Raw genomic sequence first — 13103 nt, forward strand, 5'->3', positions numbered from 1 at the left:
AGGAGATATCGCATGAGCCCCACCAATACCGAACAGCTGAAAGAAAATCTGAGCGAAGCCGGCACCCACCTGAAGTCGGCAGCCAGCGCCGCCGGCGAAGCCGTCAAGGGCGCCACCAGCGCTGCAGGCGATGAGCTCAAGCTCGGTCGCGCCAACGTCAAGGCCGAGCTGTCCGACACCGCGCTGGCCGGCATGGCCGCTGCCGAGTTCGGCGGTGCCGCTGCCAAGGAACAGATGGATGTGCTGGTTGCCAAGGGCAACGATCTGCTGGAAAGCGCCACCGACCTGATCCGCGAGCGTCCGCTGGCCGCCTTCGGCGTGGCCTTCGCTGCTGGCTGGGTGATCGCCAAGCTGGCACGCAGCAACGACAACTAAGCCGTGAGCGATCAGGCCTCTACAGCTGCCGGAACCGACGCGCCCGACGCGCGTGCGGAAACGCCAGGACTGGACGAAAGCGTACGTGCGGTCGGCGCTGCCGGCCGCGCAACGCTGGGCTCGGCCAAGGACACCAGCCGCGCGTTGCGCCGGTTGGTGTCGGCCGATCTGCAACTGGCACGCAGTGCGTTCGGGCGTGGCCTGGCCTGGGCGTGCGTTGCTGTGGTGTTTGGTGCATCGTCGTGGCTGTTGCTGGCCGGTGCGATCATTGCCCTGCTGCAACGTGCCGGGCTGTCGTGGTTCCAGGCGATGTTCTTCACCGCGCTGGCAAGTTTGCTGGTGACCGGCATCGCTGCATGGCGGGTGTTCTTTTACTTCGACCACACCGGCCTCAACGCAACGCGCCGTCAGCTCATCAAGTTGGGAATTTTCGATGATCCCAACGACGATGAAGATGCCGCGACGTCTGCCAGTGGAGCACGCACATGAAGTTTGGAGACTTACGTCAGCGCGTTGAACGTGCAGAGTTTCTAGTGGAAGGGCGCGCGCAAGAGACGCGTCTGCATTGGAGTGAATTGCGCCAGACCTGGCGTGCCGGCTGGTCTCCGCTGCGGATCGTGATGGTGGGCGTCGGGCTGGGGTTTGTCACCGGTCGCAGCGAGCCGCAGGCCGCTTTGGGCAGCATCGCCGGCAAGCTCGGCGGGATTCCCAAGATTTTGCAGATGATCAGCACGATCTCTGCGCTGTTCACTGCGCACCGCGCCCAGGAAGCCTCCGAGCAGGCCGAACGTGCCGCGGACAATGCCGAAGAAGTCGCGGCTGATCCGGCGGTGACGGTGGTGCAGGTCCCGGTCGATCGCGCGGCCTGATTTCGTGTTGTTTTTCGACGGCGGCTGACGATTTGTCGTGCCGCCGTGGTTAATGGCAGCGGGTTTGACCTGTCTCTGCCACCCACCGAACCAACGCAGCCGATAGCGCACGCAACCGAGACATGCGCGTGTTCAGCTCCTACGCTGCACGCAGCGCTCATGCAGACCGCTTGGCATTCGTCGAAGAGAATCGGTGTTCGAGCCGACCGGCTGATCGTGTTTGCGGCATCACCAACCGCTAGATGCCTGATGGGCGTGTGGTGCTAATCCCTCTGAACTTCGAAATGGGTCGAGCGCCATCACTGGCCGCTCGATTTTCTTGATGCTCGTCCGCCTAACGGCTACTCGCGCGCAGCAGGCGTGCTGGCAGCGTCGAAGCAGTGCTTGCGATGGAATCCGGCGTCGCCGGCAACGCCACGTCGAGTACCAACTGGGCCTGTGAAAACTGCACCACTGCGCGCGCGGCCGAGTCCGCCAGGTCATTACCCGCTCCCTGACACGGCGCGCACAGATTCTGTGCGCGCTGTTGACGCATTGGGCCGATAATGGCGCACCGCTGGCAGCACGCCAGTCTGCTGCCAGGGCGCGCATGTCTCTTTCCGTCGACTCATCGGATGCCGCCGTAGCGGCAGATTCGCTTCCGCCCGCACCGGCGCCTCGCCCGCGCGCCCCTGCTTCGATGGTGGTGCTGGCCACACTTGCCGTTGGCTACACGCTGTGGGCGGCGCAGACGATCATTCTGCCGATCATGCTGGCCGCGTTCTTCGCGTTGATCGGCAACCCCATCCTGCGCGGTCTGCGCAAGCTGTATATCCCGCGGTTTCTCGGTGCCTTACTCATCCTGTGCCTCGGCCTGGCCGGTACCGTGACCCTGGCCGCGCAGTTGGCAGGCCCTGCCACCGAGTGGGTGCAGCAGGCGCCGCAGCAGATGCGCCAGATCGCCCGCGATGTGCGCGATCTCACCAAGCCGATGATGCAGGCCAACCAGGCGGCGGAAAATTTTGCACGCGCGGCCGGTGGCGAAGGCCAGCGCGGCGTGCAGATCGTACGCACGCAGATGGACGACCCCTACAAGGCATTGATCCGCACGCCCAAGCTCGCCGCATCGGTGCTGGCAGTGGTGCTGCTGACCTTCTTCTTCATGGTGTATGGCGAAAGCCTGCAGCGGCATGCGATCGCCTTGCTACCGAACCGCCAGCAGCAACGGTTCACCACCGAAATCATGCTGGACATCGAACGCGAGGTTTCGCGCTACGTGCTCACGATCAGCGTGATCAATACGCTGGTCGGGTTGGTCTTTGCCGGCATTTTGTATGCGCTGAAGATTCCGCTGCCAGAAGCGATCTTGTGGGGCACGGTGGTAGCCCTGCTGAATTTCGCGCCGTATGTGGGTCCGTTGATCGGCGTGATGCTGATGCTGCTGATGGGCTTTGTGGAATTCCGCACCACCTTGTCTTCGCTGCTACCGGCCATCCTGTACCTCGCGCTGCACAGCATCGAAGGCCAGGTGGTCACACCGATCGTGCTGGGCCGCCGCATGGCGATTTCGCCATTGATGCTGATCCTGGCGCTCATGCTGTTCGGCTGGTTGTGGGGCATGGTCGGGCTGTTGCTGGCGGTGCCGCTGCTGGTCTGCATCAAGATGGTGCTGAGCCGGGTGGAAGGCATGCAGCGCTGGGCGCGTTTGCTTGAGTAGTCGGGAGTCGGGAGTCGGGATTGGGGATGCGCAAAAGCGGCCTGCAGAGGCGCTGCGTTGCCCATTCTCCATTCCCGCCCCCCATTCCCGGCATTACAATCGAGCGATGAGCTTCCACATCCGCGCCATCACTCTCGACCTCGACGATACGTTGTGGCCCTTTGCGCCAATCGGGGCGCGGATCGATCAGGTGCTGTACGACTGGATGCGCGAGCACAGTCCAGTCACCGCCGAGCGCTTTCCGGTGGAGGCGATGCGCGAGCTGCGTGAGCGCAGCTTTGCCGACAACCCGCACCTGCATCACGACCTCAGCGCACTGCGTCGGTTGACGCTGGAAATGGCATTGCGCGAGAGCGGCGGCGATCTGGCGTTGCTGGAGGCGGCCTACGAGGTGTTCTATGCCGCACGCAATCAGGTGGAATGCTATCCGGATGCGCTCGACGCGCTGGCACGTATCGCCGCGCACGTACCGGTGGCTGCGCTCAGTAACGGCAATGCCGATCTGCAGCGCATCGGGTTGATGCACCACTTTGCGTTTCAGCTGGGCTCGCGCGAACACGGCAGCGCAAAACCCGACCCGAGTATCTTCCTGGCCGCCTGCGCCCGGCTTGAGGTGCCTCCCGCGCAAGTGCTGCATGTGGGCGACCACGTGCGCATGGACGTGCTGGGCGCACTGGATGCGGGCCTACGCGCTTGCTGGATCAACCGCGAAGGCGCGGTGTGGTCACACCCCACCCAGCAACCGGATCTGGAATTCGACAGCATGACCGGGCTGGCCGACTGGCTGGACGCGCAGCAGCCGCATCCCGGCCCCGCGCACGCCGGCATCCCCCTTCCCGCCTGAGCCCAACTGCTCGGCGCACGGCGCCGCATTCGAGGATTTCCATGTCGCACCTCACCGGTTTCATCGATTCCAACGCGGCGGCCTTGCCGCTGTATGTGCTCGACCGCGAAAGCTTTACGCGCTGGTGCGCGGAGCAGCCCACCCGTGTGCTGTCGTGGGCGCAGGCGCAGCGCTTCGACGCCGCGCCGGGCAGCGTGCTGCTGTTGCCGGGTGACAACGGGCTGGCCGGGGCGATCCTCGGCATCGGCGACCGTGCCGATGCCTACGCTTACGCGCATGCGCCGATGGCGTTGCCGCCGGCCAGCCGCTGGACGCTGGCCAACCCGTTGAGCGATGCCGAGCAGGCGTTGCTGCATCTGGGCTGGGGATTGGGCGCGTATCGCTTCGCGCGGTATCGCAAGGTGCCGCGTGCGCCGGCCGAACTGGCGGCCACGCCATCGACACAGACGCGCGCCTTGATCGAGGCCTGTCTGCAGGTGCGCGACTGGGTCAATACGCCGACCGAAGACATGGGTCCGCAGCACCTGGAAGACGCCGCGCGCACGCTGGGGCAGGCGCATGGCGCGCAGGTCGATGCGATCGTCGGCGAGGCATTGCTGGCGCAGAACTTCCCCACCATCCATGCCGTGGGGCGTGCTTCGCATCGCGCCCCGCGCTTGATTCAACTGCACTGGGGCGACACCGCGCATCCGCATCTGGTGCTGGTCGGCAAGGGCGTGTGCTTCGACACCGGCGGGCTGGATCTGAAGCCGGCCGACGGCATGCGCAACATGAAAAAGGACATGGGCGGTGCGGCGCATGCCTTGGCGCTGGCCGGGCTGGTGATGGCGCAGCAGTTGCCGGTACGGCTGACGCTACTGATTGCTGCGGTGGAAAATGCGGTGGGCCCGGATGCCTTCCGCCCCGGCGAAGTGATCACGACCCGCGCCGGCGTGACGGTGGAAGTGGACAACACCGATGCCGAAGGCCGCCTGGTGCTGTGCGATGCGCTGAGCTACGCCACCGAACAGCGCCCGGACCTGATCCTGGATTTCGCCACGCTCACCGGCGCCGCACGCATCGCGCTGGGCCCCGACCTGCCCGCGCTATTCGCCAACGACGATGCGCTGGCGCAGGCCTGGATCAGCGCCGGCGAACAGACCCGCGACCCGGTCTGGCGCATGCCGCTATGGCGCCCCTATTTACGCTATCTCAACAGCCATGTCGCCGATATGGCCAACGCCGGCTCGCGCATGGCCGGTGCGGTCACCGCTGCGCTGTATCTGGAGCGCTTCGTGGCCCCGGGCCAGCCCTGGGCGCATCTGGACGTCTACGCCTGGAACGACAACGACCGCCCCGGCCGCCCGGCTGGCGGCGAGGCGCTGGCGCTGCGCTCGGCCTTTGCGATGCTGCAGCAGCGCTACGGCGGCTGAGCGCGGATGGCGCTGCAACCAGGCGTTCGTTCTGCCGTTACGCTTAGGGTTGAGTGGCACTCTCTGGGCTGCCTCGCGATCCAGACATCGCGTTCAAACGCCTTCAGGCGTTGCCCAACCTGATCACGGTCTCGCCACGGCGAGCCGCTTCAATCAAGGCGACAGACACGCATGTACCGACTCGGGCATCTGGAAGACGGGCAATGGCGCGCTCATTCGCATCCGGCGGTCTTTGAATCCACAGACCGCATCGTGGCAGGTGTTCCCGGCGGGGATCCTGCAATTTTCGAGCGCCTGATCGCGTGCATGGAGCCGCCGTATTACTTACTGTATCTCCTGCACACGTCGCGTGGCGAGGCAGAACCAGGCCGCTACCAAAGTCCTGTGCTGGAACGCTCCGACGTCAAAACGTTCCTGTCACGGTTTGGCGCATTTCTTTCAGCAGACGCGCGCTATGACCTGTGGGCGCATTCGCCTTCCAGCAAAGCGACGGTGATATGGGACCGCCACAACCAGTTATTCGCCTATGGCCCACTCGCACAGTTTTCGGCCAGATTGCAGGCGATGGGTTTCACCCGGGGGAAGACCGTAGTTCCAACGCCGCACGAACATCATTATCGGCCTGAGTTTGATCAATTGGCCAAGGAACTGCTGACAGTATTCGATTGGTCGTTTTCACCGCTTCGCTCGGAAGATGTGCAATGAACGAGTGTCGGGTTGGTGAAACACGGTCTGGCCTACAGCATCACTTGGCTAAGTAAGGCATCGAATCTTGATGAGTGAGCTACCCATCACGACGGCTGATGTGGGCGGACGCGGACGCGGGCGCGTCTTCGCCATGGCGCCTGATGACCCCGATGGCGCTGCCACGATCGCCCGAAAAATCAAACATCCCGGGTATCGGTGCCAGGCGCTGTCGCGTGCCGCCAAATTCTCTTCTGGCGCCAAACGCTCTTCCCTTCTCAAGGCAGCGATCGAGGCTGCTTACGAACAAAGCGAACCGAATCCCATCGTGACGGTTGCCTCCTGGCCGGTCGCCGTAATGGCCGAAGCATCTCCGGCGCAGGCGGCAGATGTGATTCGTCAGCTACTTGGCGTCGCCGAAACCGAGCGACACAATCTTCGTCGCGCACATGCTTTGCAAGCGCTTGCGCGCTGCGTTTGTCATCTTCCCGAGCTTCTTGGATTGATCGTCCCGGCGCTAGCTGCGGCCATCCTTGGCGGAGCCGGGCCGCGCATGGATCGCGTCATCCGTGACACCTGCGAACTGGTGAGAATCACCAACCCTGAACTGCTTTACAGCTTGGCTCTCCATCACAAGTCGAACCAACAGCAAAAGAAACTTTTAGCTTCTATCTGAAACAATACAGGCCTCTATGTTGATGCTTATTGGCGTATGTCGATTGCGTTCCGTGAACGCCTGCAGCAGGGATATCCACGTCGCACTTGAAGCGCTCCGCAGAATGTTCCATCACACGCCCAAGGCGGCCTCTTCCGGATGATACAGCACGGGCGTGCTCGGCTGCGGCAATGCACGCAGGGCCGTGCGACAGTGAGCACGCCGCCCACAGTACCCACCACCGGAGCCAGCCATGACGTTGCCACCTCCCTCGCCCAAGCGCGCGCGTAGCCCTGTGCTGCCGTTGCTGGGCATCGCCGCGATTGCCGGTGGCATCGCCATCGCGTTTGCCTGGACCGCCGGCTGGATCGGCGGCGACCGGCTCACTGCCGCGCGCATGACCGATACCATCGAATCCAGCGGGCCGCCGCATCCGGGCTTTCGCCGCGCGCATACCAAGGGGTTGTGCGTGAGTGGGCAATTCCAGTCCAGCGGCAAGGCCACCTGGCTGTCGTCGGCGCGCATCTTCAGCCAGCCCAGCACGCCGGTGCTGGGGCGCATGTCGATCGGCGGCGGCGACCCGCACGGAGCCGATGGGCAGGCGCGCGTGCGCAGCATGGCGCTGCTGTTGCGCAGCGACGACGGGCAGGAATGGCGTACGGCAATGAACAGTTTTCCGTTCTTCGTGGTCGCCACGCCGGCCGGCTTTCAGGCCCTGAACGTGGCCTCCAAGCCGGACCCGGCCACGGGTAAACCGGACCCGGAAAAACTGGCGGCGTTCGGCAAGCAGTATCCGGAGGCAGCCAAGTTCCAGCAGTGGGCCAAGACTGCGCCGTGGTCGGACAGCTGGGCCAATACGCAGTACAACGGCGTCAACGCGTTTCGCGCAATTGCCGCCGATGGGCGCGAACGCTACATCCGCTGGTCGATGCGCCCGCATACACCATTCAAGGAATTGAGTGCCGAGCAGCGCAAGCAGGCCGATGGCGATTTTCTCGCCACCGATCTGGATGCGCGGCTCGCACAGGGGCCGTTGCGTTGGGACATGGTGCTGACCGTCGCCGAGCCCGGCGATGCGGTGGACGACCCATCGCAACCATGGCCAGAAAGCCGCAAGCAGATCGTGGCAGGTACGCTCTCGATCGAGCATGCGCAGCCACAAGCCACCGGCCCGTGCCGCGATCTCAACTACGACCCATTGATCTTGCCCAAGGGTCTTGCCGCATCGAATGACCCGATTCTGGCGGCACGCTCGTCGGTGTATTCGCAGTCGTTCAATCGCCGCGAGCGCGAGATCGCCAACGGTCAGGGCAACGCCGCCACCGGCCAGGGAGCACGCCAATGAGCAGCCGTACCCACTTCAACCTGCCTGCGCGCGTGCTGCATTGGCTGATGGCCGCGATGATCCTGACCATGCTGTTCGTCGGCGTGGGCATGGTGGCCTCGGTGACACAACGGCCGTGGTTGATCGACCTGCATCGCCCGTTGGGCATCGCGATCCTGATCCTGGCGGTGCTGCGCCTGATCAACCGCCTGCGCAATCGGCCACCGGCATTGCCTGCGGATTTGCCTGCCTGGCAGAAGGCCGCCGCGATCGCCTCGCACTGGCTGCTGTATGCGTTGATGCTGGGCATGCCGTTGATCGGCTGGGCGATGTTGTCGGCCGGCGGCTACCCGATCGTGTTGTGGCCGGGCGCAAACCTGCCGGCGATCGCACCGCACGACCCGGCGCTGTACGCGTGGCTACGCACGGCGCATGGCTGGTTAGCGTATCTGTTGTTCGCCACCGTGCTGGGGCATCTGAGCGCGGCGCTGTTCCATGCCTGGGTGCGCCGCGACGGCGTGTTTTCCAGCATGGCGCGTGGGGAGCGGTCTGCACGTTGATGGTTTGGATGGGTGTTGGCAGACGCCTTGCGCGGAGTGATTTGACTGCGTGGACGTACCTCCCCCAACCCCTCTCCCGACGGGAGAGGGGCTAGCGCTTAGCGTTGGCGTTTTGTTTTGTCCGTTGGCGCAGATGCGTCGATGCCCTTGCCGGTGGCTGCCCAGTAGATGCCGCCGTACAGATGATCCAGATAGCGCGGATCGTTGTAGGCCTCGGCCAGATGGCCAAGGGCAGTGGCGAAGACGCGGCCGCCTTCGAAATGGTGGTACCACGCCACCGGGTGGTGTTTGCCCATGCCCTTGGCGACCTGGCCCGGCCAGATCAGCGTGGGGTCGTAGCTGGTTTCATCCACGGTCAGTAGCGTGACCAGATCGTCGCTGTAGGGCGGGTCGTATTCGTACCACTCGTCGCTCCACACCCAGCGCTTGGGCAGGCCCGCGGTGGCGGGGAAATTGGCGTCCACCACATCCACCATCGCGGTTTGCATGTACGGATGCGTGCGGAACGAACGGCCGATCAGATGGTCGTACCATTCCCACTCGCCGCGCTTGATCGCAAACGCCTTGTGCACCGCGACTACGCCGCCTCCATTGCGCACGTATTTCTGGAAGTTTGCCCGCTGGGCCGGATCCAGATCGGTGGCCGGGGTATTGAGCAGCACGATGGCCGCGTATTGCGACAGATCGCCATCGAACGCCTTGGCATTCCAGGCCCACACCATCTCGACATCATGCTTGCGTGCCATCGCTTCGAATTGCGGCTTGGCGACGGGGATATAGTCGTGGTGATACTGGTTGGGAATGGCCGCCACCAAGATCTTGAATTGCTCGGCAGATGCGTTGAAGGCGCACACCCACAGCAGGCCCGACAGCCACAGAGACTTCATGCATCACTCGCCGTGTTTTCCAATGCTGCGCAGTGTACCTGCGTGCAAATCGCATGCCTTCGCACGCGTGTGTGGAATAGCTGCGGATCGGTGAGCGAAGCGGCTGACGCCACCTCTTTGATGACGGTTAGGCGGTGTGATTCCTTCGATCGAGCGCCGCTCAAGCGCATGCTGTCTCACACACGGCAGACTCCAGCTACACGCGCACGCAACGCATCGACTGGCTGCGCTACAACCAGCCCTTCTGGCGCGCCAGTCGATAGGCTTCGATGCGATTGCCCACACCGAGTTTGCCGATGCATTCGGACAAGTAATTGCGCACCGTGCCGTGCGACAGCTGCAACTGCTGGGCAATCTCGCTGGCAGAGCGACCCTCGCCGGCCAGCCGCAGCACGGTCCGTTCGCGTTCGCTCAAGGGGTCCGCTTCCACCCAGGCATCGATGGCCAGCTGCGGGTCGATCACCCGCCCGCCGCGGTGCACCTGACGCAACGCCTCGACCAATTGTTCGGCCGGCGCGTCCTTGAGCAGATATCCGGCCACACCGGCATCCAGTGCACGACGCAAAAATCCCGGGCGCGCGAACGTGGTGACGATCATGACGCGCACCGGTAGCGCCTGACGCTGAATCCGCTGCGCCAATTCCAGCCCGGTCAGGCCAGGCATTTCGATATCGGTGACCAATACGTCCGGCTGCAGGCGCTGCAGTTCACGCCATGCGCTTTCGCCATCGCCGGCGCTGCCAACCACGGCGATGTCGTCCTCTAGCCCGAGCAAGGCGACCAGCGCGCCGCGCAGCAAGGCTTGGTCTTCCGCCAACAACACCCGGATCATCGGTCGCGCTCGTCTGCATGCAACGGTTGCGCACCATAACAGCGCTGGTGCACCTCGTGCACAAGCAGCGACGCGTTTTAGTGCGACTGCGGCATCGCTGGCGACGGCGGTGGCGCCGAAACAGCGGCCGGACGCGGCAACGGCAAGCTGGCGCGTAGCCGCATGCCGCGCGGCAAGGCCTGCACATCCAGCGCGCCACCCAGGCTATGCAAGCGTGCGCGCATGCCATCCAGGCCGTTACCCGGCACGATCACGCCGCCGCGTCCGTCGTCGGCGATCTCCAGCACCGCCTGCTCGCCGTGCGCGCGTAACTGCACGCGCACCCGTCTCGCCTGGGCGTGGCGCTGCACATTCGTGGCTGCCTCGCGTACCACCAGCGCGAGCGCGGTTTCGTGCTCGGGCGGCAAGGCCAGCGTCTCCAGGTGTTGCTCCAGCACAATACCGTCCAGGTCCAGCAGCACACGTGCCGATGCCAATTCGGCGACCAAGCCGGCCGCGCGAATACCGGTCACTGCGCGTCGCACTTGCGCCAATGCATCGCGCGAAATCTGTGCCACCGCGTCGATCTCGTTGCGTGCCGCCTGCGGGTCGCGCTCGATCAGGCGTGCGGCAAGATCGGATTTAAGCGCCACCAGCGACAAGGTATGGCCGAGCAGGTCATGCAGGTCGCGGCCGATGCGCTCACGTTCGGCGGTGGCTGCCAGCCGACGCACTTCGTCCTGCGACAGGCGCAGCAAGGTGTCCTTGCGCTCGTTGATGCTGTACACCGCGCCCACGGCTGCCATGCCCAGCACCGTCACCGGCATCCACACCAGCGCCTGCAAGCTCAACCCAAGCCAGCGCGCCCAGCTCAGGTACAACGCGTTCATCAGCAGCAACATCGCGAAGTGCCGCCACAACGCATGTCGCGTGGAGGGACGCAAGGTCAGGCAAGCGAATACGAAATAGCTGAGTCCCGCCGAATACACCGGCAACAGGGCAGCACTCAGCACGCCCATCGCCCAGGCGTAGCGATACAAGGTGCCGCGCGGCGCCAGCAACATGCGTGCGTATAGCAGCAGAAACAGCGGATAAGACGCCAGCGTGCACAACAGCCAGGTCTTGTCGTAGCCACGCGCGGTGAACGCCGGCACCACGAACACCCAGGCCGACCAAAACAGGTGCACGCTATCCATCCACGGCGATTGGCCCTGCGCCATCCGCGCGGCAACCTGCGAACTGGCGGCGGGGCGAAGCCATGCGGGAAACCGAAGGCGCATCAGCGAAGGTCCGTGTGGGTGAGCGGATTCTGCCACTGCCGGGCCCGCCTGCGCGCAGGCCCCTGCAAGACGGTGCGGGCGAGCGGCCTCATGCACGCGTGCCGCCGGTGATTGCAGGGCTGCGATTGCATGCCGACGCAGCTACTCGTCCGCGCAGGCGCAAGCAATACACATGCAGGTACAAAGAACGCATGCCGATATCGCCTTGCCGAGGAGCCGCCAGCATTGCCGCCCGCACCGATGGGGCACAGTCGCCATTGTCATGGTCTGCAGGTGACAGCTGTCACTGGTGCGCATGGTTCGGTCGCCGCATGCTGCGCAGCATCTGGCCATGGCCTCAGCGCACTGACCGTTCGTCGCCGCACCACCGTTGGTGACTTCCGGCAGCTTGCCGCGCCGCCCGCAGACCGTCACATTCCGCACAGCCTTCCGTCCCGGTCATCGATGAACACTTCCGCCGATCTGCTCAAGCAACTCCGTATCGACCGGCAGCGCCCTGCCGCGCCACCGCCCGCACGCCGTGGCGCCTGGATTGCTGCCGGGGTCGTTATCGTCATCGTGCTGGCTGCCGCCGCGTGGTGGTTGACGCGTCGCCCGGTGGTCAAGGTGCGGACCGCGCCGGTGGTGGCGATCAGCGCCGGGAGTAGCAGCGCCTCGGTGCTGGATGCCTCCGGGTACGTGGTGGCGCGACGCATGGCCACAGTGTCGGCACAGGTCACCGGCAAGGTGCGTGAGGTGATGATCGAAGAAGGCATGCGCGTCGAACAAGGCCAGGTGATGGCCACACTCGACCCGCTGGATGCCGACGCACAGCGCACCCTATCAGCCTCGCAGTTGTCGGCCGCACGTAGCCAGGTCGACAACATGCAGGCGCAACTGGCCGTGGCCAATGCCGATGCCACGCGCCTGCAATCGTTGGTCGGCGCGCAGTTGGTCTCGCGCTCGCAATACGAACAAGCCATTGCGCAGCGCGATGCCTTGCGCGCGCAGTTGCAGAATGCGCAGCGCAACGTGCAGGTCGCGTCGGATCAATTGGCCATCGCCGGCATCCGCTCGGACTTCAATGTGGTGCGCGCACCGTTTGCCGGCGTGGTGACGGCCAAGGCGGCGCAGCCGGGCGAAATCGTCTCGCCATTGTCGGCCGGCGGCGGCTTCACCCGCACCGGTATCGGTACCATCGTGGACATGGAATCGCTGGAAATCGAAGTGGAAGTGGGCGAGTCCTATATCGGTCGCGTGCAACCCAAGATGCCGGTGGAAGCAGTGCTCAATGCATACCCGGAATGGAAGATTCCCGGCGAGGTCATCGCGATCATCCCCACTGCCGACCGCGGCAAGGCCACGGTGAAAGTACGCGTAGCGCTCAAGGTCAAGGACGCGCGCATCGTGCCGGAAATGGGCGTGCGGGTGAGCTTTCTGGAGCAGGCCAAACCGCAGGAAGCGACCAAGCCGCAAGGCGTCCGCGTACCGACCGCCGCACTGGTGGAACGCGACACGCGCACCGTCGCGTTCGTGGTCGGCGAGCACAACACCGTCAGCGCGCATGCCGTCACCACCGGCATGGTGATGGGCCAGGACAAGCAGGTGCTGTCGGGCCTGACCGCAGGCGACACCGTGGTGCTGAATCCGCCGCAAGAATTGAAAGAAGGCGACAAGGTCGCCGAAGCCGGGCCAGACGCTGCCGAATAACGAAGAACCAAAGACGG

Annotated in this window: 14 protein-coding genes; 11 read left to right on the plus strand and 3 right to left on the minus strand. The window is 64.6% G+C overall.

Translation table 11 applies throughout. The features are described from left to right. Window positions 1–12 precede the first annotated feature (12 nt). The 10 genes from XpruCFBP8353_RS17865 to XpruCFBP8353_RS17915 all read left to right on the plus strand — a co-directional run bounded on the left by XpruCFBP8353_RS17865 (window position 13) and on the right by XpruCFBP8353_RS17915 (window position 8419). A complete protein-coding gene (locus XpruCFBP8353_RS17865) occupies window positions 13–375 on the plus strand; it encodes a hypothetical protein (RefSeq protein WP_101364416.1) in 363 nt (120 codons plus the stop codon). Window positions 376–378: 3 nt separating this feature from the next. Continuing rightward, window positions 379–864, plus strand: coding sequence for a hypothetical protein (locus tag XpruCFBP8353_RS17870; protein ID WP_101364417.1), 486 nt, complete (start codon window positions 379–381; stop codon window positions 862–864). Further along, entirely contained in the window at window positions 861–1244 is a 384-nt protein-coding gene (locus XpruCFBP8353_RS17875; protein ID WP_101364418.1) for a hypothetical protein, read from the plus strand. Before XpruCFBP8353_RS17870 ends, XpruCFBP8353_RS17875 begins: the two co-directional genes overlap by 4 nt. Before the next feature lie 589 nt (window positions 1245–1833). After that, window positions 1834–2940, plus strand: a complete 1107-nt coding sequence (locus tag XpruCFBP8353_RS17885; protein WP_101364420.1) for an AI-2E family transporter — start codon at window positions 1834–1836, stop codon at window positions 2938–2940. Window positions 2941–3046: 106 nt separating this feature from the next. Then, window positions 3047–3784: an HAD family hydrolase gene (locus XpruCFBP8353_RS17890; protein WP_101364421.1), complete on the plus strand. Its 738-nt coding sequence runs from the start codon at window positions 3047–3049 to the stop codon at window positions 3782–3784. A gap of 41 nt (window positions 3785–3825) precedes the next feature. Then, window positions 3826–5196 (plus strand): leucyl aminopeptidase family protein, encoded by a 1371-nt coding sequence (locus XpruCFBP8353_RS17895; protein ID WP_101364422.1) that lies wholly within the window; start codon window positions 3826–3828, stop codon window positions 5194–5196. 171 nt (window positions 5197–5367) lie between these two features. Beyond that, the gene (locus XpruCFBP8353_RS24010) at window positions 5368–5901 is read left to right on the plus strand and encodes a hypothetical protein (RefSeq protein ID WP_207759669.1); all 534 of its coding nucleotides are present in this window, start codon (window positions 5368–5370) and stop codon (window positions 5899–5901) included. 70 nt (window positions 5902–5971) lie between these two features. Beyond that, the gene (locus XpruCFBP8353_RS17905; protein ID WP_101364423.1) at window positions 5972–6556 is read left to right on the plus strand and encodes a hypothetical protein; all 585 of its coding nucleotides are present in this window, start codon (window positions 5972–5974) and stop codon (window positions 6554–6556) included. Between the two features lie 232 nt (window positions 6557–6788). Beyond that, entirely contained in the window at window positions 6789–7880 is a 1092-nt protein-coding gene (locus XpruCFBP8353_RS17910) for a catalase family peroxidase (protein WP_101364424.1), read from the plus strand. Next, the gene (locus tag XpruCFBP8353_RS17915; RefSeq protein WP_101364425.1) at window positions 7877–8419 is read left to right on the plus strand and encodes a cytochrome b; all 543 of its coding nucleotides are present in this window, start codon (window positions 7877–7879) and stop codon (window positions 8417–8419) included. Before XpruCFBP8353_RS17910 ends, XpruCFBP8353_RS17915 begins: the two co-directional genes overlap by 4 nt. Before the next feature lie 98 nt (window positions 8420–8517). Here XpruCFBP8353_RS17915 and XpruCFBP8353_RS17920 read toward each other — a convergent pair whose 3' ends face one another. The 3 genes from XpruCFBP8353_RS17920 to XpruCFBP8353_RS17930 all read right to left on the minus strand — a co-directional run bounded on the left by XpruCFBP8353_RS17920 (window position 8518) and on the right by XpruCFBP8353_RS17930 (window position 11397). After that, on the minus strand, window positions 8518–9306 hold the full coding sequence (locus XpruCFBP8353_RS17920; protein ID WP_101364426.1) for a ThuA domain-containing protein: 789 nt from the start codon (window positions 9304–9306) through the stop codon (window positions 8518–8520). A gap of 229 nt (window positions 9307–9535) precedes the next feature. Then, entirely contained in the window at window positions 9536–10138 is a 603-nt protein-coding gene (locus XpruCFBP8353_RS17925; protein WP_101364427.1) for a response regulator transcription factor, read from the minus strand. A gap of 77 nt (window positions 10139–10215) precedes the next feature. Beyond that, window positions 10216–11397, minus strand: coding sequence for a sensor histidine kinase (locus XpruCFBP8353_RS17930; protein ID WP_101364428.1), 1182 nt, complete (start codon window positions 11395–11397; stop codon window positions 10216–10218). A gap of 444 nt (window positions 11398–11841) precedes the next feature. Between XpruCFBP8353_RS17930 and XpruCFBP8353_RS17935 the strand changes: the two genes are divergently transcribed. Next, window positions 11842–13086: an efflux RND transporter periplasmic adaptor subunit gene (locus XpruCFBP8353_RS17935; protein ID WP_162301106.1), complete on the plus strand. Its 1245-nt coding sequence runs from the start codon at window positions 11842–11844 to the stop codon at window positions 13084–13086. Window positions 13087–13103 lie beyond the last annotated feature (17 nt).

The sequence above is a fragment of the Xanthomonas prunicola genome, assembly GCF_002846205.1.
Classification (GTDB): domain Bacteria; phylum Pseudomonadota; class Gammaproteobacteria; order Xanthomonadales; family Xanthomonadaceae; genus Xanthomonas; species Xanthomonas prunicola.